The sequence below is a fragment of the Arthrobacter sp. 08Y14 genome (genome assembly GCF_002929455.1).
Taxonomy (GTDB): Bacteria; Actinomycetota; Actinomycetes; order Actinomycetales; family Micrococcaceae; genus Arthrobacter_B; species Arthrobacter_B sunyaminii.
Genome location: NZ_PJIX01000001.1, coordinates 1,027,834 through 1,053,113 on the forward strand (window position 1 = coordinate 1,027,834; position 25,280 = coordinate 1,053,113).

Genomic DNA, 25,280 nt, shown 5'->3' on the forward strand with positions numbered 1-25,280 from the left:
TAACTCCGGTTGAATCCGACCGGACGAATCATTGACCAGTGCATCGGAGGACTCGCCAGTGACCCAGCGAACAGTAGCCGTAGTGGGTTCCGGATACATGGGCGGAGGCATTGCGCAGGTCCTCGCCCTGGGAGACGCACGAGTTGCGCTGGCCGATGTGTCGCAGGAAGTTGCCGAGAAGAACCTCGAACGCCTGCTCGCCGAAGCGGAGTTGTTCGTTTCGGACGGCCTGTTTCCCGAAGACGCGGTCCGGCGGCTGCGGGAAAACCTTTGGGCAGCCCCCAGCATTGAAGATGCCGTGGCGGATGCCTCCTACATCGAAGAAGCCGTCCCTGAAATCCTTGAGATCAAGCACGCCACTTTGGCGCGGATCAGTGAGGCTGCACGGCAGGACGCTGTTATCGGCTCCAACACCTCCACCATCCTGATCGCCACCCTGGCCGAGGCAGTCTCGAACCCGGGCCGCTTCCTGGGGGTGCACTTCTCCAACCCCGCACCCTTCATCCCCGGAGTGGAAGTCATTCCCCACGCGGGCACCACCGCAGCAACCGTTGACACAGCCCGGGAAATTGTCGCGCTCACGGGCAAACATGCCGCCGTCGTGAAGGATGTCACGGGCTTTGTGCTCAATCGCCTCCAGTACGCGCTGTTCCACGAGGCCGCACAGGTGGTTGAGGAGGGCATTGCATCCGCGGAGGACGTGGACACCCTGGTCCGGACCACTTTCGGCTTCCGGTTACCCTTCTTTGGCCCGTTTGCGATCGCCGACATGGCAGGCCTGGACGTTTACTCCTTCTGCTACGCATCGCTGCAGACTTCCTTCCCGGAACGGTTTGCGACCCCGGGAATCCTGAAGGACCTTGTCAATGCCGGGAAGCTCGGCACCAAGTCGGGAGCCGGCTTCCTGCAGATTCCCGCGGACAAATCCCAGGACCTTGTGGCCTACCGGAACAAGGCGTATGTTGCCATGTCCGGGCTGCTGAAGGAGCTCGGACCCAGTCCCGCCGAGGAGGCAGGCCTGGAGACCGCCCACACTTCCACGGAAACCCGCTGACCCCATGACGTACCTCCTGAACGACCCCGCAGACTTCGCCGTCGACGCCCTGCGCGGATACGCTGCAGCACACCCGGCGCATGTGATGCCCGCGCACGGCGGCGTGGTGCGCTCCACGGAAACGCCGGAAAACCAGCCTGCCCTGGTGATTGGCGGCGGTTCAGGGCACTACCCGGCTTTTGCCGGCTGGGTGGGCCCGGGCCTGGCCCACGGTGCACCGTGCGGCAACATCTTTTCCTCCCCGTCCGCCTCCCAGGTGTACTCCGTTTCCCGGTCGGCGGAAAACGGCGGAGGCGTTCTCCTGGGCTTCGGGAACTATGCCGGGGACGTCCTGCACTTTGGCCAGGCGGCCGAAAAGCTGCGTGCCGAGGGCGTCGACGTCCGAATTATCAAGGTCTCGGATGACATCGCCTCCGGCCCCGCCGAATCCCACCGGGACCGCCGCGGAATTGCCGGGGACCTGATTGTCTTCAAGATCGCCGGCGCGGCCATTGCGGCCGGTGCAGATCTGGATGAGGCCGAGCGGGTGGCCTGGAAGGCCAATGACGCTACCCGCTCCTTTGGCGTGGCGTTTGACGGCTGCACACTGCCGGGAGCCGGGGAAGCCCTGTTCCACGTGCCGGACGGACAGATGGCCATCGGTCTGGGAATTCACGGTGAACCGGGAATCCGCGAGGTTCCCATGGGAACTGCTTCGGAAGTCGCAGACCTGCTGCTCAACGGCGTCCTCGAAGAGGAACCGGAGCGGAACGGCCCCTACAGCGGCCGGGTCTCAGTGGTACTCAACGGCCTCGGCGCGGTCAAGTACGAGGAACTCTTTGTGGTCTACGGCCGGGTGGCTGAGCGGTTGTCCGAGAAGGGGTTTACGGTGGTGGCCCCGGAAATTGGCGAACATGTCACCAGCCTCAACATGGCCGGGCTCTCGCTGAGCATCGTGTTCCTGGACGATGAACTGGAGCAGTATTGGCTGGCACCGGCGGACACCCCCGCTTTCCGGCGAAGCGCGGCCCAGGAGCCGTCGGCACCGCCGCGGACCGGAGTGCACGTTCCGGGCGAGGACCCGATTCCGGAGGCGGCGGAGGAATCCCGGGCATCCGCTGCGGGGATCGTGCAGGTGCTGGAAATGCTGCGCGACACGGCGGCTGAGCACGAAGAGCATTTTGGCCGGCTGGACGCGGTGGCCGGCGACGGCGACCACGGCCAGGGGATGGCCTACGGAACCAGGGGTGCAGCGAAAGCCGGCAGTGAAGCTGCAGCCAAAGGCGCCGGAGCGCGGACGGTCCTGCTTCATGCAGGAGACGCCTGGGCAGAGGAAGCAGGCGGCACCTCCGGGGCGCTGTGGGGGGCGGCCCTCACCGCGGCCGGCAGCGTCTTTGACGACACCCGCGCCGTGGCGGCACCTGAAATTGTCCAGGCTCTTGCCGCGGGAATCGACGCCGTTGTCCGGCTTGGCGGGGCCCGCCCCGGGGACAAAACCATGGTGGACGCCGCGCTTCCTTTCCGCGACGTCATCGCGGCGGAATTCGCTTCCACCGGCGACCTGGCCGGCTCGGTAAAAAAGGCCGCGGCCGCGGCGCAGGAAGCAGCCGAAGCAACGGCAGGCATCACCTCCCGCCTGGGGCGGTCCCGCATCCTGGGCGAAAAGAGCCTGGGTACGCCCGATCCCGGCGCCCATTCCTTCTCGGTCCTGATGGAGGCGCTGGGGAGTTTCCTCAGCTCCTCACCCGGCACCTCCTGAGGAACAATCGTGACCGTTTGGGTTGGCACCAGCTGGAAGATGAACAAAACCCTCGCCGAGGCCAAAGGGTACGCGCGCGGCCTGCTCACCGGTCTTGACGGCCGGCGGCTGGGCGCCGTCCAGCCCTTCATTATCCCCCCGGTCACAGCTCTGTCCGCGGTGGCCGGAATCCTGGAAGATGACCCCCGGGTGCTGCTGGGAGCACAGAACGCCCACTGGGAGGACAACGGCGCATGGACCGGAGAGGTTTCCGTTCCCCAAGTGGCCGATGCCGGTGCGCAGCTGGTGGAAATTGGCCACTCGGAGCGCCGCGCGCACTTTGGGGAGACCGATGAAACGGTTCGGCTCAAAGTGGCAGCAGTTTTGCGGCACGGACTGACTCCGCTGCTGTGCGTCGGTGAACCTGCCGACGTCTTGGATGCGGGGAATTCCGCCGAGCTCATCGTCCGGCAGGCCGCCGCGGCGCTGAACGGCCTTTCCGGGCAGGAAATCTCCCGGGTCCTGATTGCCTACGAGCCTGTCTGGGCGATCGGTGCCGCCGGGCGGCCTGCCGAACCGGATGAGCTCCGGGACCCGTTCGCAGCCCTCGCACGCAGCTGCGGACACCGGGTGGCCGGGCTGCTTTACGGCGGATCGGTGGCACCGGACAACGCCGCCGCCCTGCTTGGGATCCCGCACGTGAACGGACTGTTCATCGGTCGCGCCGCATGGCAGGTGGACGCTTATCTGAGCTTGCTTGACATTGCCGCGGACACTGCAGGGTGCCGGATCCCCGACCCGGTCGACAACAAGACCACCAGCGGAACAAGGAACTGAGGAAATCATGAGCGAGGCCCGAAAACTGCGGATAGTGATCGGCGGAGACGACGCCGGATTTGATTACAAGGAGGTTCTGCGCCGGGATCTGGAGGCGGATGACCGCGTTGAAAGCGTTGTGGACGTGGGTGTTTCCGACTCGGAGAATACTGCCTACCCCCACGTCGCCGTCGACGCCGCACGCATAGTAGCCGCAGGCGAAGCGGACCGTGCCCTGCTGATCTGCGGCACGGGCCTGGGAGTGGCCATTTCCGCGAACAAGGTTCCCGGCATCCGGGCGGTCACCGCCCATGATTCCTACTCCGTGGAGCGCTCCGTGCTCAGCAACAATGCCCAGGTGCTCTGCATGGGCCAGCGAGTGGTCGGCATTGAGCTGGCGCGCCGCCTCGCCAAGGAATGGCTGGGTTACGTGTTTGACCCTGCCGGTGCTTCAGCGGAGAAAGTGGACGCCATCTCCGGCTATGAAAACGGATGACAGCATGCCTTGGCGCATCGGCGGATAAGGTAGCCTCAGCCGAATCGAAAGGAACGGATGTGGATGACTTGTCCCAAGCTGTCTACCGTTACGCCGTAAGCAGTCCGGGCTGGACCGTAGATGATGCTTCCGAGGCGCTGGGCTTCACCACGCGTTCCATCGAAGCGGCCGTGAACTCTCTGGTGGAGCGCTGCCTGCTGGTCCAGGCCAACACCGGCCGGCGCAGCTACACAGCCGTCTCCCCCGACGTCGCACTGGCTGAACTGGTTGATCCGGACGAGAGGGCACTCCTTGATCTCCGTTCGCGGATCGGAGCCAAACGCCGTGAGCTCGCCGCACTGGTTCCCGTCTTTGCCGAGGCCAGCCGGCGGGTATCCACCGATGCCCCGGTGGAGGTCCTGGAGGATCCGGACCAGGTGATGCGCATCCTGATCGAATACGCCAGATCGGCGTCAGAGTGTGTCCTGATGGCGCGGCCCGGGCAGGGGGCCACCGCCGATACCCAGGAAGAGAGCATCCAGAAAGATGTGGACATGCTGCAGCAGGGAGTGTCCCGCCGCACCCTCTACCACTCCAGCATCCGGGACCATATGCCCACCCGCAGAGCCGTGGAGGTTGTCACTGCGGCCGGCGGAGAGTTTAGGACCCTCCCCCAGATGCCGCTCCGGGCAGTGATTTTCGACCGCAAGGTTGCAGTGATCCCGCGGGCAGCACATGCTCAGGACCGGGCGGGGTTGGTCATCCGGGATCCCAACGTGGTTTCCGTCTTTGTCCGGTTGTTCGAGTTTGCCTGGGAGCTGGGCGAGCCGTTCCTTGCCGAAGAACCGCATGGAAATCAGCTGAGCAGTGTGCAGCGCTCAATCCTTCGCGCCCTGGCCTCCGGACAACCCGATGAGGTCATAGCCCGCCGCATGGGCATCAGCGTGCGGACCTGCCGGCGCCACATCGCCAAGATGCTGGAGGACCTGGGCGCAGAAAGCCGCTTCCAGGCCGGAGTAAAAGCCCACCGGGCCGGGTGGATCTAGACAACTATTGTTGCCGAGAGAGCAACAAGCCGGGCTAGGATGTGGGGATGACTTCCGAGGAGACGACCGCCACAGTTCTGACAGCAGAGACCCAGGCAGCCCTTGACCGTGCCGTTTCTTCCACGCACCGCCATGAAGCCCTCTTTTCAGACCGTGCCTTCCATATCAAGCAGTCGGCGGTGCGTGACGTCTTTGACATCTCCATCCGGCCGGGGCTGATCTCGCTGGCGGGAGGCAGCCCCTACCTTCGTTCGCTTCCCCTGGCTGAACTGGGCCTGTCGGCGCAGCGCATCATCGCCGAACACGGACTCGAAGCGCTGCAGTACGGTGCCGGACAGGGCATGGAGGAGCTCCGCATCCAGGCCTGTGAGGTCATGGCGGCGGAAGGAATTACCGACGCCGATCCTGCGGACATTGTCATCACCACGGGCTCCCAGTCCGCCCAGGACGTTGCCGCCAAAGTGTTCTGCAACCCCGGAGACGTGGTGCTGTGCGAGGACCCAACCTATGTTGGGGCACTGAACGCCTTCGAAGCGTACGAGGTTCAGATGCACGCCCTCCCGGTGGACAGTGAGGGCCTGGTGCCTGAAGCGCTGGAGGAAGCGATCGCTTCGCTGCGGAAGCAGGGCAAGACCATCAAGATGCTCTACACCATTCCCAGTTTCAATAATCCCAGCGGAGTGACCCTGTCCGCCCGCAGACGGCCCCGCATTGTCGAAATCTGCGCGCAGGCGAACATCCTCATCCTCGAGGACAACCCCTACGGAATGCTCCGCTTTGACGGGAACCCGCTGGTACCGCTGCGGGCAGGCAATCCCGATGACGTCCTGTACCTGGGTTCCTTCTCCAAGATCTTTGCCCCGGGCGTCCGGGTGGGCTGGGCACTGGTCCCCCGCCATCTGCACCGCCGCTTCTATCTGGCCTGCGAGGCTGTGGTGCTTTGCCCGTCGCCGCTCACGCAAATGCTGGTGTCCGCCTATCTGCGCGACTACGACTGGATGCAGAACATCCGCGACTCCCGGATGCTATATGCGTCGCGCTGCGCCGCCATGCTCGCGGCGCTGTCCGAAGAACTGCCCGACGGCGTGAGCTGGACGGTGCCCGACGGCGGGTTCTTTGTGTGGCTGAGCCTGCCCGAAGGCGTGGACACCTACCCCCTGCTGTACGAGGCCATCGATGCAGGTGTGGTCTTCATCCCCGGAGCCGCGTTCTCACCCTCGGACGAACCTTCCAACAAGTTGAGACTGGCCTTCAGCGCTGTTTCAGAGGAGGACATTGCCGAGGGCGTGCGGCGGCTCGCCCCGGTCCTGCGCCGCGCAATGGACCGCGCTGCAGGCTAGCGGTTCCTTCGCCGCCGTTCCAGGAACGGAAAGACGACGAGAAACAGGCCCAGGATGATCAGCAGGCGCCAGAAGGTGCCCAGTCCGGGGAACAGCATAATCAGCAGGCTGGAGATGACAAAGGCCACTGCCAGCAGGATGAGCGTGCGTTTGAGGTCAATGCGCGGCGGGCCGCCTTGCCCCTGGGGGCTCCGAGGAATAGTCATAGTGTCCCGATCGTATCCGCGGTCAGCGGCGAATACAGTGCCTGCTGTGCGTTTGGCTTCTCCGCTGCCTAATCCAGCAGCAGTGCAGGCTCCTCCAGGATGGACGCGACGTCGGCCATGAAACGCGCGGAAAGGTCACCGTCCACCACCCGGTGGTCGAAGGATCCGCCCAGGGTGGTCACCCAGCGCGGAACGACTTCGCCGTCCACCACCCAGGGCTTTTGCTTGATGGTCCCGAAGGCCACGATGGCCACTTCACCGGGGTTGATGATGGGTGTGCCGGTATCGATGCCCAGGGCACCGATGTTGGTGATGGTGAGGGTTCCGCCCGACATGTCCGCCGGCGGGGTTTTCCCTGCCCGCGCCGTCGTCGCCAGGGAGTTGAGCGCAATCGCCAGTTCCTTCAGAGACAGGTCCTGGGCGTCCTTGATGTTCGGGACCATTAGTCCGCGGGGCGTGGCGGCAGCAATTCCGAGGTTCATGAAGTGCTTGACCAGGATTTCGTCCCCGGCCCAGGTGGCGTTGACCGACGGGTTGCGGGCGGCAGCCCAGATCACGGCCTTTGCCAGGATCAGCAGCGGTGAGACCTTGATGCCGTCAAAGTCCCGTGACGCCTTCAGCCGCTTGACGAACTCCATGGTCCGTGAGGCGTCCACATCCACGAAAATGCTGACGTGGGGTGCGGAAAATGCGCTGTCCACCATGGCCTTGGCCGTAGCCCGGCGCACTCCCTTAACCGGGATGCGTTCAATCCGCTCGTCACGGGGCTTCTGCGCGCCTGCCCAGAAGGTATCCGCGGACTTCTGCTCGGCTTCGCGCTGCGCCTGGTAGCTGATCAAGTCCTGCTTGGTCACCTCGCCGCTGGCGCCGGTTGCCGGCACTTCCGCCAGGTTGATGCCGAGGTCCTTCGCCGCCTTGCGCACCGGCGGCTTGGCCAGCACCCGCTGGATCAGGCGGGAGAGGGTGTCCTGCACCGCGGCGCCTGCAGCAGCGACGGCCGGCGTACGGGCATCGAGTGAACGCCCGGGGTTCGGTGCCGGCGACGGCGCCGCGGGTGAGGGCGCCGCGGGTGAGGGTGCCGCGGGTGAGGGAGCCGGTGCAGCCGGGGCCGGCTGGCTGACGGGCGAAGGAGCAGTCCGGCCGGTCCGTGGCCGCCGCTTCACGGCGTCGGCCTTGGGGCCTGTGCCGGTGAGGGAAGCGCTGGGCTGCCCGTCGTCGTCGGCTGCCGCCGGAACGGGCGCGGGCGTCATGGGCGCCCCGGGCTGCTGGCCGCTCTCCTGGGCCGGTGAACCGGCCGTGACGCTGATGATGGGCGTTCCGACATCCACTGTCTGCCCCTCCTCCACCAGCAGCGCAGACACGGTGCCGGCGTAGGGCGAGGGGAGCTCCACCAGTGATTTTGCCGTCTCAATCTCAACGATGACGTCATTGACGGCCACGGTGTCGCCGGCTTGAACCTTCCACTGGACAATGTCGGCCTCGGTCAGGCCCTCGCCCACGTCGGGAAGGTGGAACGTTCTTTCAGTCATGGTTTCTCAATCTTTGTGTGCGGCAAACTGCTTGGCGGCCGGAGGTTAGTAGGCGAAAGACCGGTCCAGGGCATCCATCAGCTTGTCAATGTCCGGCAGATAGTGCTCTTCGACCTTGGCCACCGGATACGGCATGTGGAAACCGCCGACACGGATTACGGGTGCCTCCAGGGACAGGAACGCGCGTTCGGTTACCCGGGCCGCGATCTCCCCGCCGATTCCGCCGAACGTGGGGGCTTCGTGGGTAACGATGAGGCGGCCGGTCTTGCGGACCGACTCGGTGACGGTGTCGAAATCGATCGGCGAGATGGAGCGCAGGTCAATCACTTCGATGCTGCGTCCGTCTTCCTCAGCGGCCTTCGCGGCGGCGAGGGCCACCGGCACCAGCGGTCCATACGCCACGATGGTGGCGTCCGTGCCTTCGCGCAGAACGTGGGCCGCAAACGGATCACCCGAGGGCTTTTCCGTGTCGACGTCGCCCTTCAGCCAGTAGCGGCGCTTGGGTTCGAAAACGATCACCGGATCAAGGCAGGTCATGGCCTGCTGGATCATCCAGTAGGCGTCCTGGGGGCTGGACGGGGTAAGGATCCGCAGCCCTGCCGTATGGGCAAAGAGTGCTTCCGGTGATTCCGAGTGGTGTTCAATGGATCCAATTCCGCCGCCGTAGGGGATCCGGATAACCACCGGCGCGCTGAGGGCTCCCTCGCTTCGCGAATGCATCTTGGCCAGCTGGGTGGTGATCTGGTTGAACCCGGGGAAGACAAAGCCGTCAAACTGAATTTCGCAGACAGGCGTGTAGCCGCGCAGCGCGAGACCGATAGCGGTACCGATGATCCCGGATTCCGCCAGCGGAGTGTCCATTACCCGGTCCGCGCCAAAGTCCGCTTTGAGCCCTTCGGTTACGCGGTAAACGCCGCCCAGATCGCCAATGTCTTCGCCCATCAGCAGCGACTTGGGGTTCTGTGACAGTCCTGCCCTCAGTCCGGCGTTAATGGCTTTGGCCATGGTCATCGTGCTCATGCGGTGGGCTCCTGGGAGTCGGCAAAGCCGGCCTCGTAGCGGCGGTGGAACTCCAGTTCCTCCTGGATCAGCGGGTGTGCTTCGGCGTAGACGTCGGTAAAGGCATCCGTAAACCCCGGTGATGACATGGCAAGCACGTCCTGACGGAGCTTCTCCGCCATGGCCTGTCCTTCCGCCGCCAGCGTCTCGAAGAATTCGTCATCCGCCAGTCCCGCGGCACGGAGGTGCTTCTCCAGCCGGGTGAGCGGATCACGCGAGATCCAGGCTTCCTCATCGGCGCTGAGACGGTATTTCGTGGGGTCGTCGGCGGTGGTGTGGGCACTCATCCGGTAGGTGAAGGCCTCGATCAGCACCGGCCCCTTGCCCGAGCGTGCGTGTTCCAGCGCCCAGCTCGTGACGGCCCGAACGGCAACCGCGTCATTGCCGTCCACGCGGATGCCCGGGAAACCGTAACCCTTGGCCCGGTTGGCGAGCGGAATGCGGGACTGCACTTCGGTGGGCACCGAGATGGCCCAGTGGTTGTTCTGGCAGAAGAACACCACGGGCGCGTCGTAGGAAGCTGCGAAGACCATGGCTTCGTGGACGTCGCCCTCGGAGCTGGCACCGTCACCGAAGTAGGCCACCGTGGCGGCCTCGGGCAGCTGCGGATCCAGCTTGCGGTCACGGGCCATGCCCATGGCGTAGCCGACGGCGTGAGGCACCTGTGCGGCGAGGACCAGCGTGTAGAGGTGGAAATTTGTTTCGCTGGGGTCCCAACCGCCGTGGGATACACCGCGGAACCGGCGCAGCAGCGAAGACAGTTCCAGGCCCCGCGTCAGTGCGACGCCGTGTTCCCGATACGTGGGGAAGACATAGTCCTGCGGCTGCAGGGCGCTGCCGGAGCCGATCTGCGCGCCTTCCTGCCCGGTCATCGGCACCCACATCACCAGTTCACCCTGGCGCTGCAGCGCCGTGGCTTCCTGGTCGAAGCGGCGGATTGTGTACATGTCCCGGTACATGCCGCGAAGATCTTCGGCGTCCAGCTCTGCAGCATAGGCACCGTAGGGACCCTGCAGGAGAAGCTCACCCTCCGGGCTGAGCATCTGCACCATGGCCGGATCGGCCTCCCTGCCCAGAATGCCGATGTCCGCGTTGCCTGCCTCGTCTTCAGGCAGGCCGGAAGCGTTTGCCTCCGACCGGACAGCCAGGTGCTTCAGATCCATGCTTACTCCTCGCCGGGGCGGTCAGCGACCTACCCCGCGCTAGATACATATGCCTCAGAAGGAATAGATCACCACTGCGGCATATATGCGGAACGTACCTCCCCAGCCTAACGAGGGCCGCGTCCCGGTCCGCAGTCAGGACACGCTAGGAAACCCCGGGTCCCTTTGTATAGGTCGCACATAGCGCGAGGAATCGAGTGTTGGCCTCCTGCTCACCGATAGTGACCCGGACACCCTCCGTGCCGAACGCCCGCACCGCCAGGGCCTGCTGCTCCGCCAGTGCCGCAAACTCGGGGGTATTCTCCCCCAAATCCAGCCAGACAAAGTTTCCCTGTGCCTCGGGTATCCGCCATCCGAGCGCCTTCAAACCCGCCACAACACGGGTCCGCTCCTCGACGAGTCCTTGTATTCTTTCCACAAGTTCACCGTGGTGCTGCAGTGAGGCAACGGCAGCTGTTTCCGCCAGCTGGGAGACGGCAAACGGCACCGCCGCCGCCCGCAGGTACTGGGTCACCGGGGGGTGCGACACGGAGTACCCGACGCGCAGGCCTGCCAGTCCGGCACCCTTCGAGAACGTCCGCAGCACCACAACATTGGAATGTTCCCGGTACATCTCGATCCCGTTCACGGCCTCCGGATCCCGGACAAAGTCTTCATACGCTTCGTCGATCACCACCAGTACGTCAGCGGGCACCTGGGCAAGGAAGTCCTCAACCTGGACGGAGGTCAAAGCCGGACCGGTGGGGTTGTTGGGCGTGCACAGCAGGATCACGCGCGTCCGGTCGGTAATAGCCGCCGCCATGGCTTCCAGGTCATGAGTGCCGTCCGCCCGCAGCGGCACCTGCACACTGTCCGCTCCGGACAGCCCCACACTGATGGGATACGCCTCGAAGGAGCGCCACGGGTAGATGACCTCGTCCGGAACGCCGTGCTCGTTCTGTCCGGCAAACGTGGAAAGCAGCTGGCTCAGGGCACCCAAGCTGCCGGCGCCGGTGACGATGTCCTCAGCCGGCACGTCCAGGAACGCCGCGAGTTCAGTACGCAGGGCCGTGGACAACGGGTCCGGGTACCGGTTGATGTCCTGACTGTTACTGATGGCCTCAAGCACGGCCGGAAGGGGCGGAAATGGGTTTTCATTCGAGGACAGCTTGTAGCTCTGCAGCCCCTCGATAATCGCCGCCGGCTTGCCCGCGGCGTAGCGGGGCAGCTTCCCCATCACGTTTCGGGGGCGGATCTCGGGGGTCCGGACCTCAGCGGCGTCGGTGTCCTTTTCGGTGGTCGTCATGGACTTAAGCCTAGTCGCCTTCCACCAGTGGGTGATTTGGAACACTGAAGCTGGTCCATGCCCCCCTCCGCGTCTTGAGCATGCGGCTGTGTCAGCATGGAGCCATGCGCTTCCTGATCCAAATCATGATTAATGCCCTCGCCCTGTATGTGGCCGCGTGGCTGTTTCCCGGCATCACGGTCTTCGAAGCGGGCGACGCCGTCACCGGCAATCCCACCATTGATCTGGTGCTGGCGTTCCTCTTTATTGGCCTGCTGTTCGGTATTGTCAACGCGCTGATCCGGCCGGTCGTCAAGCTTCTCACTCTGCCGCTGACCATCCTGACTTTGGGACTTTTCACGATTATCGTCAACGCGGCCATGCTCATGCTGACCTCTTGGCTGAGCAGCTACACCCCGGTTGATTTCAGCGTGGATTCCTTTTTCTGGACCGCCATACTCGCCTCAATCGTCATCAGCCTGGTCTCCATGGTGGCCGGTTCACTGACCGGGACCCGCCGGTAGCGGGGATGGTGCCCGCGGAGAAGGCATTGGCGCGGGAACGGGCGCTCGTTTCGCCTGGCCGGCCGAATTCTTCGAAGGCGTGGACGCCGGTTTCCGGGCAAAGCTGAAGAGGCTCCTCGTGGCAATTGATGCGGGCGGAATGATGTCCGCGAGGTATCCCAGCGAATCCTTCAAGGACGGGTCTTCACTGGCATCCGTCTGGTCGGCCAGCTCCAAATAGAGGTCCAGGTCATGCGCCGGCCCCAGTCCGTCACGCCTGGCATCCGCGGGAACCGCGGTCCGTCCCGTCACCGTAACCCGGTCGGCGGTGTCCGGGTTCAGGGTTCCGTCCGCGCCGGGGACCCAGTCCTGATAGTGCTCCAGATGGAGCACTTTCACTCCATCCGGCGTGTTCCTGTCCCCGGCGGGCGCGGCCGCTGTCACCACCATCTCAACGGAGAATTCTCCCGACTCTGCCAGGCGTGCTCCGGTATTCACGGCGTGGATCCCGCCCTGGCTGTAGCCGACGAGGATGACCGCGTCCTCTGCCGAGGCTCCCGCCTGCCGCAGGGCGTCCGCCACGGCATCGGCAACATACTGGCTGTCCCGGGCACGGCCCTCCGCGTTCCCGTAAATGTCAAAGGGGTTTGGTCCCACCATCAGGCTGCCCGAGTCCTGCATGCCGGGCAGGGTGACAATCCGGACACGGCGTTCCCCCTCGTCCACGGTGAGTATTTCCACCACACCCCGTTCCGGTCCGTGCAGCAGGGTTTTTGAACGTTCCAGCAAACCCCGGGCCGATCCGGCAAGCGGAACCGGCGCCCCGCTGTCCTCCAGCGCGGTGACTTCGATCGGCCTAAGCTCTCCGAACCTGCCCTCTGCCAGCCGCTCCAGCAACTTTTCAATGAGAAAGCCGTCAAACGGCGGAACCATCAGTTCGCTCACACTGCGCTCGGGGAAGCCGCCACCGCCTCTCCGCCACACTTCGATCCCCGCCGGCACGCCGACGGCCAGCCACGAAATCGCTTCTTCCAACCGCCCTTCCGTGTCCAGATAATTCCGGGCAGCCCGGCGAAGATCAACGGCTGCTTCCTCCAGCTCCTGCTGGTTCCGGGAAAGGCCTTTGATGACGAGCTCCGCAGCGCCGGCTGCCTCACGGGCGTGGATGTGCACCGCGCTCGTTCCAACGAGCAGCAAATACATCTCCATGCATCCGGACCGCAGGGAGGTGAGCTGTCCAACGGTTTCCTCCAACGCACCGGCCACTGACTCCAGCTCCCCGTATTCCACCGTCAGGCCGTGTGCACCGCCCCGGACATGGATTCCCGCCGCGGCATTGTCTTCCGTGGACCATTGATAAGACATCTACGACACCTCATGACCAGAGGCACGGATTTCCTCCACATGCCGGGCAACGGCCTCAGCACAGGTTCTCAGATCTTCCAGCGTGGTCGACACGTTCCTGATGTGCTGCCGGAGGAGGGCCGTGAATTCCCCCGCCGCCGGGGAATACCAGTCCATCCGGATGAGGGCCGGCAGATCCTGTTCGATACCCGCCAGGTCCTTCACCGCACTGGCGACCCAAGCGGCTGCCTCGCCCGCAGCGTAGACGTCGCGCGGGTTGACCACAATCGACTCCGCAGACCTGTCCATCAGCCACCTCCCTTTTCTGGCGGGCTGAACACCCGTTCAGCGATTGCCGTTTCAGTTCTTTCATGTCCGGTCCTCCAGTTGTTCTTCCGGGCTGGGGATGGGGAGGAGCATTCGCCGTCGTCACAGTGCACGCGGCCCTGTGGAGGACAAGGACCGGGTCCCGACCCTCCTATGTCACAGAGCGCCTATGTCACAGAGCGGGAGGCCCCGGTGGAACATGAAAGAATTACCGCATGGCTGAATCCGCTGCTCCCCGCGTCCCCCTTGCCTCCGTCACCCCCGCCATTGCCCTTGGCCCGCTGGACGGCCGCTACCGCGGCGTCACGTCACCGCTGGTGGACTACCTGTCTGAAGCGGCCCTGAACCGCGACCGCACGCACGTGGAAGTGGAGTGGCTGATCCACCTCACCTCCAACTCCGTGCTGCCGGGCACCTCCCCGCTCAGCGAAGAGCAGCAGGCACAGCTGCGCGAAATCGTCACCGGCTTCGACGGCGCCTCCATCACGGAACTGGCTGAGATTGAGCAGGTCACCGTCCACGATGTGAAGGCCGTGGAGTACTACATCGGCCGCCGGCTGGCAGCGGTCGGCATTGAAAACCTGACGGCCCTGGTGCACTTCGGCTGCACCTCCGAGGACGTCAACAACCTCTCCTACGCCCTGGGTATTAAGGGTGCAGTGGAAAACGTGTGGCTTCCCGCAGCACATGACCTGGTGGACCGAATCACCGTCATGGCCGAAGAAACCCGTTCCGTGCCGATGCTCTCGCGCACCCACGGCCAGCCGGCTACGCCCACCACGCTGGGCAAGGAACTGGCTGTCACTGCGCACCGGCTCACCCGCCAGCTGCGCCGGATCGAGAAGACCGAGTACCTGGGCAAGATCAACGGCGCCACCGGCACCTACGCCGCCCACTACGCTTCGGTGCCCGGCGCCGACTGGGAGCAGGTGGCCCGCAGCTTCGTGGAGGGCCTGGGCCTGACCTGGAATCCCCTCACCACGCAGATTGAGTCCCACGACTGGCAGGCCGAGCTCTACGCGGACATCGCCCGCTTCAACCGGATCCTGCACAACTTCTGCACGGACGTGTGGAGCTACATCTCCATTGGCTACTTCAAGCAGATCCCGGTTGCCGGCGCCACCGGTTCCTCCACCATGCCGCACAAGGTCAACCCGATCCGCTTCGAGAACGCCGAGGCCAACCTGGAGATTTCCAACGGCCTGCTGGACACCCTTGCCTCCACGCTGGTGACCTCCCGCTGGCAGCGCGACCTCACCGACTCCTCTTCCCAGCGCAACATCGGCGTGGCCTTTGGCCACTCCGTGCTGGCCATCTCCAACGCGGCCAAGGGCCTGGAACGGCTGGATGTGGCCGACGACGTCCTCGCCGCGGATCTGGACACCAACTGGGAGGTGCTCGGCGAAGCAATCCAGATGGTGATGCGCGCCGAGGCCATCGCGGGTGCTCCCGGCATGGAGAACCCGTATGAGCGCCTCAAGGAACTGACCCGCGGCCACCGCGTGGACGCGGAGCGGATGCGCGAATTTGTCACCGGCCTGGGGCTGCCCGCCAAGGCTGAGGCCCGCCTGCTGGACCTCACCCCCGGCAAGTACATCGGCATTGCCGATTCCCTGGTAGACCACGTCACCAAGTAGTCCAAAACGTACGACGACGGCGGGAGCCCGGGTTGCAAAACCCGGCCTCCCGCCGTCGTCGTTCAACGGCCCCGAAGCCGTGAAATACCTGTGGTGCCGGATCAGGAAAATGTCCGGCTCAACGTGCCCGCCATGGATCCCTCTGCGTAACAACCAAGCGTTGACTTGGACGTCAGCCTCGTCGGCTCCCCCATTGGCTGTCCCTCACGCAACCAGAGCATCCGAGCAAGGACCTCCAGGCTGCTTTGGGGCGAGTGGCTTCTTAGACATAGGGATCGAAGACGTCTACCGGTGGTTAGTGAGTTAGCGTCAAGATTTGATCATGGGATAACACGCGGTCGGCGTACAGCAACATCATTGCCGCTGGGTCGGGGTCAGAGTTGTCCGGCCCCTCCCATTGTTTGCGAAGTCCCACTCGTTCGATCGCACGTTGGGAGCGTGCGTTGGGCTTCGCGACAACCGCCGTTACGGGAAAGTCAGGACGTGTCGCCCGTGCATATTCGATGCCAGCTATGGCGACTTCCTGAGCGTAGCCGCGCCCCCAGCTCTGGGGCCGCAGGCTAAAGGATAGATTCCACGCGGTGGCTGTCAGCAGCTGACAGCCACCCATGCCGACCAGCTCACCCGATGAGGCGCCTTCCAAGGTTTCCAGTACCCACAATCCGTGCCCATGCTGTTGCCACTCAGCGATCCGGCGGCGGAGGACTGCTTGTGTATGTGTGATCGAGGTGTGAGCGAGCATGGGGTCACAATCAATGAGACGAGTGTCTGAGTACATCCGGAACAGCTCGCCCACATCGCTAGGAACAGGTGGACGCAAGGCCAATCGACCACTTGACGTTTGCATGACCTGTTCGATGATGGCTCCCCCTTCAGGCGTTGCTTCTGAAATCTATTCAGTGTCCCAGTATGGTCCGCCAGTGGGTCGCCGCCGCTACCACCTATCCCGCCAACAGATTGTTGCCTCCCAGCGCATGCGCCCCTAAGATACCGGGCGGCTTCCTGCTAACGTTCGCGTCGTGGATACCTCATGGCACGTGCCAGCCCCAACCAGCGGAGACACGACTTGGACTCAACTTGCGCAACTAGTCGCAACTAATAACTTTCTGCTGCATGGTTCACAGACGCCAGGCCTCTCAATTCTCGAACCTCGGGCGCCCGTCGACTACAGCCTCGACGAGTTCTCAAAAACGACAGCCGTCTATGCGACCGAAGACCCAACCTGGGCTATCGCATACGCCGTCCGCTCATCATCCTGCCGAGGTTTCTTGAATGCCTGCTTCTACCCGGGCGCAAGTGCCGGGGACCCATCCGAGCGGCGCATTTTTGTCTCATTCGCGGCCAATGAGAACGGCCAGGCTCCTATCAAGGCAGGAGTGGTGTACATACTCCCCAGCAAGGGTTTCACCAGGATGCCCAGCTATCTGGACCCCATTCTCGGACTGATTACAGAGTGCCAGTTTGTTAGCACCGAGCCTGTCCGTGTCATGGCGGAAATCTCAGTGCAACCCGCGAACTTACCGTTCACTCCGTTACTCCACGATTTCGAAACTGTTTCCAGATGCGCATCTCTGAACCCGCTAGGTTTTCCATGGCTCCATTGAAGGGTCGACCTTCCTCAACGCCTGCCCGCAAGCCGATCCCTTTGCCTGGACTACTGGTTTTGATTGGAAGTCGTTTCGACAAGGATTGCGGCGTTATCGTTCAACCATGAGCGCGTCGTCCCGGTCCGGTGATTCCCTTGACCCACCTCCTGAAATGGTTATGCGGCTGATGGAGCGGATCGTGGGCGAGCAGTGGCCCTCAGGGTTAGAGAGATTCAGTAGCTATTTCGCACGTCTTGGTTGCGTATTGGGCTCGCCGGCGGAGCCCGATGACGAGGCAGCCCCAGGTGTGGCTCAGGGGCGGTTTGACGTGCCTGGTTGCGAAGTGAAGAACGCCTCCTGGGACGCGTTGAACGATGACCTCTTCTCCCTGAACCTTTTTGTTTATGAGGGTTCGGAGAATTTTTCCTCGGCGGACGTCATTGCCGGCTATGACGCCGTCCGGGACGGCATCTCTGCTGTGTTCGGCCCTTCGCCGGACGAGCGTACTGATCGACACGGCAACCGGTCTGCTGTCTGGTGGGTTCAAGGGACCGTCATCGAGTTGTATGCGCACGTAAGCGTCGCTCCCGCGGTGCAGGTCGGTGCAGCTCACGAGGGACGAACTGCGGTCTACCATCAGCTCATCGCGCAGTTACCGAAACACCTGAGGCACTAAACAAGCACGTCCGGTGAAATAACCTGGGCCCGGAGATGAAGCGTACGGCGAGGGGTGCTTTGCTGTTACACCTTTTAACGGACTCTCTCTGGAGTCTCAGCCCGTTGGAATTCCGGTGCCACGACTCCGACTATGCTTTCGTCATGGAACATTCGCGGGTTGCCCTTCCCGAGCCGAGCTATCTCGCCCGTATCGGTGAAATCGCGTACACGATGTCCTCGATGGAGTGGACGATCCTCGGTGACATCCATCGGCTTGAGGCCGATGTGCCAGAAGCTCTCTTGCTCGATCAACTAGAGCCGGAGATGACGTCAGGCATTGCGGCCAAAATCAAGGCGGCGACCACCGAGATGACGGGCGGGCCAACGAAGGAGTATCTGATTGCGGTGTACCGCGCGCTCTACGCGGCTGCAGCAATCAGAAACGACGTCCTTCATGCTCGCCCAGCCACACATCCAAGCGGCTCTCAACGCCTATTACGCGCAGAGACCACGAACAAGCAGACCACTGGCGTCCGTTTTTGGATCGACGATGAATGGATCGACGAGGCAATCTTCAAACTGAACGACCTACTGACTGCAATGAATGACCGTCGGCCACCCCTCAGCTGACCCAACAAGTATGCCGATCCTTTTCGCAGGCCATTCCACTAGCCGATCCCTTATGGGCCACCATGGTGCTGACGGTTGTTGTTCCAGATCTGAAAAACTCCGAGCGCAATGACGCCTAGCCCTATGAGCATTGCGTACCACGGACCGCCATTCACCCACATATAGACGGTTGCGAGGAAGACTAAGGCTCCGGTAGCTGTCTGTGACCAGGCCCATATCCGGCCGCGTTCATAGTTGGTATGCCTAGGAATGCTATTTCCCTGCATTAGTTTTCTCCCACCATCTGTGCTCGATTTCTGCGATATTTTCGAGGAAGCCCATGGAGTCTAGTCCGCCACGTATGTTTTGCTCGTTCTCTGCATTATCTGTTGCCCGATCCGAAAAGGTTCCTGTGGCTATGCTTACTCCACAGCCCCACCCAAAGACGCTGCCAGACCTGCCCCGCCCGTGATTATCCCCAGACCGAGCCCGAAGGCTGTACATAAGCCGGTCCCTCAGCGCCGCGTTAGTCGAAAGCGAATATCACTAGAACTGAGCTCCGGATAGGGCGGCAATGAGCGCGAAGGCTCCAATGGCTATGGCAACGAATCCTACGAACATGATGGCTGTAGGGGTTGACCGCTGAGATCTGGTATCCCCACTTTTGCCAAAGAACGATCGTTGAGCTTGGGCGTTCATTGCAGCTATTTTTGTGCGCATCACAATCAAGATGGTGCCTAGAGCAAGCGGAATGATCGAAAGGACCGCCACAACGGTGTTCTCTTGCATACGGGAACTCGCTTTTCTAAGAAGTAGGGGACGACTTGGTCAGATGCGGGTCAGGGTTTGCGGGTTGAGAACGCTCGTCGCGCATTGAAGCTGATGATGCCGACGACAAAGAGGGAGAAGAACACCTTGATCACCGGGGATGTGTTGTCGAACTGGACCCACAGATAAGTCAATATGACTATTGCGGCGACGGTGCTGATGATGAATAGGGTTTTCGCGATAGGGGTGTTCGGTCTCATGAGTTATGTCTACCGGTGTGGAGCTGTAACAACAAACCCGTAGTCGAGGTACATATAGTTCCTCTTTACGTATCCTTCACTGCAGAGCACAGTGGCCCTGGTTAGCCGACTCGTGCGGTGATCGGGTCTGGATCCAATAGCGCCTGACGGCGCTCTCGTGTGCTGTTTGATCCAGAACGCCACCCTGGTGCTCGAGAGTTCTTATTGATGCGGTGTTGGTGGACGCGCAGACCGCCATGACCTGATTCATGCCGATCATGTGCGCTCTTTCGACTATTTGACCTATTGCCCACATAGCCAGGCCACGCCTGCGCGCTGATGGGCGAATTCCATAACCGATGTGCCCGGCTCGCGGTATGAGCGGATGGGATGCGTGCCGCAGTGCGATTCCGCCGAGGACCTGATCGTCTTCTGTGATCCACCAATACGTGCATTGTTTGTCGTCGGAAAGTCGTCTTAACCAGGAGACGAAGCCAGGGAGCGCTGTGACGTCGTCGCTGGTCGACAGTCCGAAACCGTCTTCGTGTAGGCCTGGACCCCACTCGCGATGTGCTTCAAGCCACGCGGGATACAAGGTAGCTTCGGGGGTTGTCAGGGCGGTCATGCCAAGACGCTATACGCTCCGGCCCACCGGTTGGGCGAATACCGGTGAGTGTCTTCCTCAACTCGTGAGCCGATCCTCCACCGCTCCGCCCTCGTCGTCCGCAGGATCAACGTGGTCATTTCTTCCCGGAACAGCTGTGTTGGTTGAGTAATTAGCTTTTCTCGGAGGCACTACCAGTCAGCAAGTTGGAAACAACAGAGGTCTTGGACTGCGTGTAGTCATCCCAGTTTCTTGCTGCTTTCGCGGCGCCGACCTTGGTATGAAGGTATTCAGCACGGGCGCTTTCGTCGGACCTGAGTAGATCACGAAAGCTAATGCGCCTGCGCCACGGCAGGCTTTCGTATTCCACTACATGAACAATGTAGGTACGGGATGATCTGGAAGGATGACTAAGCCAACAATGGTGATCGCGTTCACCTTCAAGATCGAACCCGATCGTGGCGAGATGCTGTGAAACGCTGCTGACTCTATCTGCTTCGACACCAACAAGGATGTCCACAACATCCTTGGCAGGAAGATCAGGCACGGCAGTGGAACCAATGTGCTCCAGATGGACACCGTGGACCTGTTGACGGATCTTGTCCATCATTTCAGCCGCCATTCCCGTCCATTCGGAGTAGCGGCTCGGAACGAGGAAAACAGGTTGATCGGGTGTCATGGAGTCATCTTTGCATAGGCCCCATCCTGGCTGCTGCAGGCGCTGTAGAACAAGCTTCACCCAGTGCTTAGCGGATCCTTTACCGGCCATGGGGCGTCACCTTTCATGCTCGACTGGCGAGAACAGCGCCGGGTTAGGAAATCGATAAGCCTATCCCCATGGCCACGAAGAATACGCCCATGATCATGTACATGAATCCCATGCCTCTTATGGTGGGTACGTCGGCGAAAGTGAAGCCATCTGGGCTGATCCCGTGGCTCTCCTTATAGATCTTCGACCATGTGCTGGCAGTTCCGTTGAGGTCTCGGAACACGTGCAGTCCAAACAGGAAAACGAAGACACCAGACACACTCAGGCCGAGGGCAAACCAGTTCACTCTAGTTATGACCAGGAGAAGAAAAGCACCCAGGAAAAAACCGATGAAACACCTCTGGAATGTCCTCGCCGGTTGGGGCAGCTCGATGAATAGTCGTTTGATCCCCCGGATAGTCTTGATGATCTACCTTTCTCTGGCTTTGTGGCTCTGTCGGATTTGGACCAGATCTGAGAGTTCGAGTCGCGCACCGGCAGCCTGACTCTACCTCGAGACGTTATGGCCTCGCGGCCCGACTAACAGCATCGCCAAGTGTCCCAGCAGGGGGTCGCTCAGCGCGACATACTGCCGCCGATTCCCCTCCGGGGACGTCGCCACGTTCGCGACCGGCGCCGAGCATGTGCATATATCCCGCCCGCAAACGGGTCCGATGAGCGTGGGTCAAACGTTATGGCCCGTGCTGTTGCATGCGTTCACGGAAACGGTGCCGGTTGAGACCACCAACGTTTGCGTGCACGTTCCATCACCCTCAACTGTCTGGGACTAAGCGACCGGAGCTCTTGCTGTCACTTCCAAAGTCCCGGCGCCGTTATGGTGGGCCCATGATCGAATTCCCGCAGCTGCTCCACACCGTTTTGGACACACCCGATGTGCGGGGACTGGCGGAGTTCTACCGCCAACTGCTAGGGCTGCAGTACCGCAGAGGAGATGAACCCCCACCGCAGGGTGCGGACGACGACGTCGATTGGCTCGTGCTGACCGATGCGCACGGGAACCGCCAACTCGCCTTCCAGCAGGAAGAATACCTGAAGCGCACCACCTGGCCCCGGCCTGATGTGCCCATGCAGATGCACCTGGACCTCACCGTTCCCGACCGGCAGGCACTCGAAGACCAGCATGCCAGGGCAATGGCGCTGGGCGCTGAACTCCTTTTCGACCGGACAGATGATCCCGATGAGCCGTTATACGTCTACGCGGATCCGGCCGGGCACCCGTTCTGCATCTTTCGTGGGCTGAAGCAGTCTCAGGACTCCGCATTTGGGCAGTGGCCCGTTCACAGGCAGACTGGCCCCATGGAATTCACGGCAAAGATTCAGCGGTATCTAGGCGTTCAGCCGGTAGAGGTCCTCGACCAGTATGAGAAAGCAACACGCGCAGCACATTTAACGTGCCGGAGGTGCGGGGCCTTTGTCGCAGCTGAGCACCAGATGTTGCACAATAACTGGCACGCGGCCCACGATGGGTAGGGGCTGATGCCCCTACCCGCCCACGGGTTTCCGGGTTCTTAGTCCGCGGCAGCCAGCTGACCGCAGGCGCCGTCGATCTCCTTGCCGCGGGTGTCGCGCAGCGTGGTGGGGATGCCGGCGTCGATCAGGTGGTTGATGAACTCGCGGGTCACGTGCGGTTCCGGCGAGGTCCAGATGGAACCCGGCGTCGGGTTCAGCGGAATCGGATTCACGTGCACCCAGCCTCGGCCGCGGGAGTTCAGCTTCTTGGCCAGCAGGTCCGCGCGCCACGGATGATCGTTCATGTCCTTGATCAGCGCATATTCGATCGAGACGCGGCGGCCGGTGACGCGGTAGTAGTTGTACGCGGCGTCCAGGGCCTCGTCCACCTTCCAGCGGCTGTTCACCGGAATCAGCTCGTCACGCAGTTCGTCATCCGGAGCGTGCAGGCTCAGCGCGAAGGTCACCGGGATGTTCTCCTCGGCCAGCTTGTTGATGGCCGGCACCAGGCCCACGGTGGAAACAGTGATGTTCCGGGCGCTCATGCCCAGGCCCTCGGGAACCTCGGCGGCCATCCGGTGCACGGCGTTCATCACGCGCTTGTAGTTGGCCAGCGGCTCACCCATGCCCATGAAGACAATGTTGGTGACGCGCTCGGCGTCATGCCCGCCGTCGCGGCGCTTGCCGCCGAGGCCGCCTTCCTTGATCACCCGGTTGGCCTGGACAATCTGGTCCAGAATTTCCGCGGTGGACATGTTCCGGGTCAGGCCGGCCTGGCCGGTGGCGCAGAACGGGCAGTTCATGCCGCAGCCGCACTGGCTGGACACGCACAGCGTGATACGGCCGGGGTAACGCATCAGGACGGACTCCACGAGGGAACCGTCGAAGAGGCGCCACAGGAACTTGATGGTGTCGCCGTTGTCCGTGGTCAGGCGTTTGACCTCGGTGAGCAGCGTCGGGAACATTTCCTTCACCAGGTCATCGCGGCGCTCCTTGGGGAGGTCGCTCATGGCTTCGGGGTCCGTGGTGTAGTGCTGGAAGTAATGCACTGAGAGCTGCTTGGCACGGAACGCCGGGAGGCCCAGTTCTTTAAGCTTGGCCTGGCGCTCGGGCAGAGTCAGGTCAGCCAGATGGACCGGGGGCTGCGACACCCGCGGGGACTTGAACTGGAGCAGCGGTCGGCCGTCGGGTTCCTTGGCCTGTTCCCAGCCCTCGGTGGCGGGCCGCACCTGCGTCTTCCGTGCCTGCAGCTGGGCCTTGGAGGTACCAACCGGCCTGGACGGGTTTGCGGGGGAAGTATCGAGGGAAGTCATCCCTTCCATTTTTGCATGCATCCGGATTCTCCGCTTCTCTTAGCCAACTTGCCATGCAGCTGAAACACCGCTGAAACGGCACACCCCTAGATTGAAGGAAAATCCCGTTCCGGAGCACCCTCAGCAGGAGGCCCCATGCTTGCCGATCAGCCCCCGCACCTCACCATCCGCGAAGTGCCCTGGAGCAACCCCGTGGGCGCTGATCTGCGCGCCGCCCAGCAGGCAGAATTGAACAGCCGTTGGGGAACATCCGCACCCGAACCGGCGCCGCCCACCGCCGAAGACGTGGCCGTTTTCCTCGTTGCGTATGAGAAGAGCTCCGGCCAGCCGCTTGGCTGCGGCGGGCTGCGGCGGCTGGATGACTCGACGGCCGAAATTAAACGGATCTATGTTCTTCCCTACGCCCGGGGTTCCGGCGTAGCCACCGCCGTGCTGACCGCCCTGGAGTATCGGGCGCGGGCCGCCGGATATGCCGTCATCGCCGCCGAATCAGGGTCGGCCCAGCCCGACGGCCAGCGCTTTTACCGGCACGGCGGCTACACCGTGGTGCCCAACTTCGGCCCCTACGCCGAGGTGGCGGACTCGGTGTGCTTCGCGAAGACCATCGGCCCGGGCGTCCGGCCGCCGATCCCTCCGGCGTCCGCTCCCTGGGGCAGGCTCGGCTGAGGCGTGGCCAACCGGCCGAGCGCAGCCGCACGTCAGTAGTCGATGCGGTTCTCCGCAACAGTCCAGGCCTCAAACGGGGCGGTTGCCGGCACGTCCTGAGCCGCAGCCTGCGTCACCTGAAGCGAGCGCTCCCCAACCGGCATCTCAAAGTACTCGTAGAACACAGCGTCATCGAAGCCTGCGCGGGCCGCATCATGGCGGTCCGCCGCAAAAACCACACGGTCCAAACGAGCCCAGAGTGAAGACGCCAGGCACATGGGGCAGGGTTCGCAGCTGGTGTACAGCACGGCGCCGCTGAGGTTGTGGGTTCCGGTGCCGGCACCGGCGGCCCGGATGGCCGTCACTTCGGCGTGCGCCGTTGGGTCATTGTTGGCGGTGACCCGGTTGAGGCCCTCAAAAACCGAACCGTCGGCCGTGACGACGATGGCGCCGAACGGACCGCCGCCGGCGGCAACGTTGGCGGTGGCCAGGTTGATGGCACGGGCAAGGTACTGAGCGTCACTGGTGGTCATGGATATCTCCTTGAACGCGGATGGCGGCAACAGTTGCCGGATCTGCCAGGTAGATAGCACCATGCGGTGCCCGCCTTCGGCAGCACAAGGCTAACATCGCAGGCCGGTAAAGGGCTGCACCGTGATCCGGCTCTGGACGGGGCAGCGCAGCTGTGACAGCGTTCTTAGAGGGGGACGGATGGCTGCACCTTCGAAAGGACATGGCCGTGGAGCGCATGATTTTCCCCAATCTCCCTGTTGCCGACCTTCGCAGATCCACTGAGTTTTATCTGGGTTTGGGATTCAAGCAGAGCCCCCAGTTCAGCAACGACGACTGCGCCGCCGTGATCATTTCCGACACCATTGTTGTCATGCTGCTTCACCAGGAGTTCTTCTCGGGGTTCCTTCCCGAAGGCGACACCCCGCACCTGCGCGCGGCGGGCAAGGAAGTGCTGAACTGCCTGAGCTGCGACACCCGCGAAGAAGTGGACACTTTCCTGGCGAACGCCGCGAAGAACGGCGGAGCCGTGTTTCAACCCGCACGCGAACAGATGCCGGGCATGTATTCCGGCGCCGCCACCGACCCGGACGGGCACGTCTGGGAGTTCATGTGGATGGATCCGTCCATCCCCGAGTAGAGACCCGGCAG

At 62.8% G+C, this 25,280-nt stretch carries 25 protein-coding genes and 1 pseudogene; 13 read left to right on the forward strand and 13 right to left on the reverse strand.

Going from position 1 to position 25,280, the window contains the following annotated elements; genetic code table 11:
• Positions 1-58 precede the first annotated feature (58 nt).
• From CXR03_RS04900 to CXR03_RS04925, 6 genes are read left to right on the forward strand one after another with little or no spacing between them, the layout of a single operon-like run.
• The gene (locus CXR03_RS04900; RefSeq protein WP_104102309.1) at positions 59-1,054 is read left to right on the forward strand and encodes a 3-hydroxyacyl-CoA dehydrogenase family protein; all 996 of its coding nucleotides are present in this window, start codon (positions 59-61) and stop codon (positions 1,052-1,054) included.
• 4 nt (positions 1,055-1,058) lie between these two features.
• Positions 1,059-2,792: a dihydroxyacetone kinase family protein gene (locus CXR03_RS04905; RefSeq protein WP_104102310.1), complete on the forward strand. Its 1,734-nt coding sequence runs from the start codon at positions 1,059-1,061 to the stop codon at positions 2,790-2,792.
• Positions 2,793-2,801: 9 nt separating this feature from the next.
• Positions 2,802-3,608, forward strand: a complete 807-nt coding sequence (locus CXR03_RS04910; protein ID WP_104102312.1) for a triose-phosphate isomerase — start codon at positions 2,802-2,804, stop codon at positions 3,606-3,608.
• A 7-nt stretch (positions 3,609-3,615) separates the two neighbouring features.
• Positions 3,616-4,083 (forward strand): ribose-5-phosphate isomerase, encoded by a 468-nt coding sequence (locus CXR03_RS04915; protein WP_104102313.1) that lies wholly within the window; start codon positions 3,616-3,618, stop codon positions 4,081-4,083.
• Positions 4,084-4,142: 59 nt separating this feature from the next.
• Entirely contained in the window at positions 4,143-5,108 is a 966-nt protein-coding gene (locus CXR03_RS04920; RefSeq protein WP_258073491.1) for a LuxR C-terminal-related transcriptional regulator, read from the forward strand.
• 47 nt (positions 5,109-5,155) lie between these two features.
• Positions 5,156-6,448 carry a PLP-dependent aminotransferase family protein gene (locus CXR03_RS04925; RefSeq protein ID WP_104102316.1) on the forward strand — a complete coding sequence of 431 codons (1,293 nt, stop codon included), beginning with the start codon at positions 5,156-5,158 and terminating at the stop codon, positions 6,446-6,448.
• Here CXR03_RS04925 and CXR03_RS04930 read toward each other — a convergent pair.
• From CXR03_RS04930 to CXR03_RS04950, 5 genes are all read right to left on the reverse strand, one after another.
• Entirely contained in the window at positions 6,445-6,654 is a 210-nt protein-coding gene (locus CXR03_RS04930; RefSeq protein ID WP_104053370.1) for a hypothetical protein, read from the reverse strand. The two genes, CXR03_RS04925 and CXR03_RS04930, sit on opposite strands and share 4 nt — an antisense overlap.
• A 68-nt stretch (positions 6,655-6,722) precedes the next feature.
• Positions 6,723-8,183, reverse strand: a complete 1,461-nt coding sequence (locus tag CXR03_RS04935; protein WP_104102318.1) for a dihydrolipoamide acetyltransferase family protein — start codon at positions 8,181-8,183, stop codon at positions 6,723-6,725.
• Positions 8,184-8,228: 45 nt separating this feature from the next.
• Positions 8,229-9,203: an alpha-ketoacid dehydrogenase subunit beta gene (locus CXR03_RS04940; protein ID WP_104102320.1), complete on the reverse strand. Its 975-nt coding sequence runs from the start codon at positions 9,201-9,203 to the stop codon at positions 8,229-8,231.
• Positions 9,200-10,294 (reverse strand): pyruvate dehydrogenase (acetyl-transferring) E1 component subunit alpha, encoded by a 1,095-nt coding sequence (gene pdhA, locus CXR03_RS04945; RefSeq protein WP_104102842.1) that lies wholly within the window; start codon positions 10,292-10,294, stop codon positions 9,200-9,202. Before pdhA ends, CXR03_RS04940 begins: the two co-directional genes overlap by 4 nt.
• 256 nt (positions 10,295-10,550) lie before the next feature.
• Positions 10,551-11,690 (reverse strand): histidinol-phosphate transaminase, encoded by a 1,140-nt coding sequence (locus CXR03_RS04950; RefSeq protein WP_104102322.1) that lies wholly within the window; start codon positions 11,688-11,690, stop codon positions 10,551-10,553.
• A gap of 104 nt (positions 11,691-11,794) precedes the next feature.
• Here CXR03_RS04950 and CXR03_RS04955 point away from each other — a divergent pair, with 104 nt between their 5' ends.
• Entirely contained in the window at positions 11,795-12,193 is a 399-nt protein-coding gene (locus CXR03_RS04955; RefSeq protein ID WP_104102324.1) for a phage holin family protein, read from the forward strand.
• On the opposite strand, the gene CXR03_RS04960 is transcribed toward CXR03_RS04955, so the two are convergent.
• A complete protein-coding gene (locus CXR03_RS04960; RefSeq protein ID WP_104102325.1) occupies positions 12,170-13,537 on the reverse strand; it encodes a hypothetical protein in 1,368 nt (455 codons plus the stop codon). The two genes, CXR03_RS04955 and CXR03_RS04960, sit on opposite strands and share 24 nt — an antisense overlap.
• Positions 13,538-13,825, reverse strand: coding sequence for a hypothetical protein (locus CXR03_RS04965; RefSeq protein ID WP_104102327.1), 288 nt, complete (start codon positions 13,823-13,825; stop codon positions 13,538-13,540).
• A 233-nt stretch (positions 13,826-14,058) separates the two neighbouring features.
• On the opposite strand from CXR03_RS04965, the gene purB reads away from it, so the two are divergent.
• Positions 14,059-15,480, forward strand: coding sequence for an adenylosuccinate lyase (gene purB / locus CXR03_RS04970; RefSeq protein ID WP_104102329.1), 1,422 nt, complete (start codon positions 14,059-14,061; stop codon positions 15,478-15,480).
• Between the two features lie 295 nt (positions 15,481-15,775).
• Here purB and CXR03_RS18815 read toward each other — a convergent pair whose 3' ends face one another.
• Positions 15,776-16,327 carry a GNAT family N-acetyltransferase gene (locus CXR03_RS18815; RefSeq protein WP_104102331.1) on the reverse strand — a complete coding sequence of 184 codons (552 nt, stop codon included), beginning with the start codon at positions 16,325-16,327 and terminating at the stop codon, positions 15,776-15,778.
• Between the two features lie 863 nt (positions 16,328-17,190).
• On the opposite strand from CXR03_RS18815, the gene CXR03_RS04980 reads away from it, so the two are divergent.
• Together CXR03_RS04980 and CXR03_RS04985 are read left to right on the forward strand one after the other, a co-directional pair.
• On the forward strand, positions 17,191-17,742 hold the full coding sequence (locus CXR03_RS04980; RefSeq protein ID WP_146070457.1) for a hypothetical protein: 552 nt from the start codon (positions 17,191-17,193) through the stop codon (positions 17,740-17,742).
• A gap of 143 nt (positions 17,743-17,885) precedes the next feature.
• Positions 17,886-18,353, forward strand: coding sequence for a hypothetical protein (locus CXR03_RS04985; RefSeq protein ID WP_146070458.1), 468 nt, complete (start codon positions 17,886-17,888; stop codon positions 18,351-18,353).
• A gap of 818 nt (positions 18,354-19,171) precedes the next feature.
• Here CXR03_RS04985 and CXR03_RS04995 read toward each other — a convergent pair.
• The 3 genes from CXR03_RS04995 to CXR03_RS05005 form a co-directional block, all read right to left on the reverse strand.
• Entirely contained in the window at positions 19,172-19,360 is a 189-nt protein-coding gene (locus tag CXR03_RS04995) for a hypothetical protein (protein WP_104102337.1), read from the reverse strand.
• 76 nt (positions 19,361-19,436) lie between these two features.
• Positions 19,437-19,964, reverse strand: a complete 528-nt coding sequence (locus tag CXR03_RS18820) for a GNAT family N-acetyltransferase (protein WP_104102339.1) — start codon at positions 19,962-19,964, stop codon at positions 19,437-19,439.
• Positions 19,965-20,115: 151 nt separating this feature from the next.
• Positions 20,116-20,622 carry a GrpB family protein gene (locus tag CXR03_RS05005; RefSeq protein WP_181034490.1) on the reverse strand — a complete coding sequence of 169 codons (507 nt, stop codon included), beginning with the start codon at positions 20,620-20,622 and terminating at the stop codon, positions 20,116-20,118.
• A 915-nt stretch (positions 20,623-21,537) separates the two neighbouring features.
• On the opposite strand from CXR03_RS05005, the pseudogene CXR03_RS05015 reads away from it, so the two are divergent.
• Positions 21,538-21,948, forward strand: a pseudogene (locus CXR03_RS05015) (VOC family protein); the annotation flags it as partial.
• Positions 21,949-22,220: 272 nt separating this feature from the next.
• On the opposite strand, the gene rlmN reads toward CXR03_RS05015, so the two are convergent.
• Positions 22,221-23,474, reverse strand: a complete 1,254-nt coding sequence (gene rlmN, locus CXR03_RS05020; protein WP_237685545.1) for a 23S rRNA (adenine(2503)-C(2))-methyltransferase RlmN — start codon at positions 23,472-23,474, stop codon at positions 22,221-22,223.
• A gap of 135 nt (positions 23,475-23,609) precedes the next feature.
• Between rlmN and CXR03_RS05025 the strand changes: the two genes are divergently transcribed.
• A complete protein-coding gene (locus tag CXR03_RS05025; RefSeq protein WP_104102343.1) occupies positions 23,610-24,140 on the forward strand; it encodes a GNAT family N-acetyltransferase in 531 nt (176 codons plus the stop codon).
• Between the two features lie 32 nt (positions 24,141-24,172).
• On the opposite strand, the gene CXR03_RS05030 is transcribed toward CXR03_RS05025, so the two are convergent.
• A complete protein-coding gene (locus CXR03_RS05030; protein WP_104102344.1) occupies positions 24,173-24,652 on the reverse strand; it encodes a nucleoside deaminase in 480 nt (159 codons plus the stop codon).
• Between the two features lie 215 nt (positions 24,653-24,867).
• Here CXR03_RS05030 and CXR03_RS05035 point away from each other — a divergent pair, with 215 nt between their 5' ends.
• Complete coding sequence (locus CXR03_RS05035) at positions 24,868-25,269, forward strand: VOC family protein (RefSeq protein WP_237685606.1); 402 nt, start codon at positions 24,868-24,870, stop codon at positions 25,267-25,269.
• Positions 25,270-25,280 lie beyond the last annotated feature (11 nt).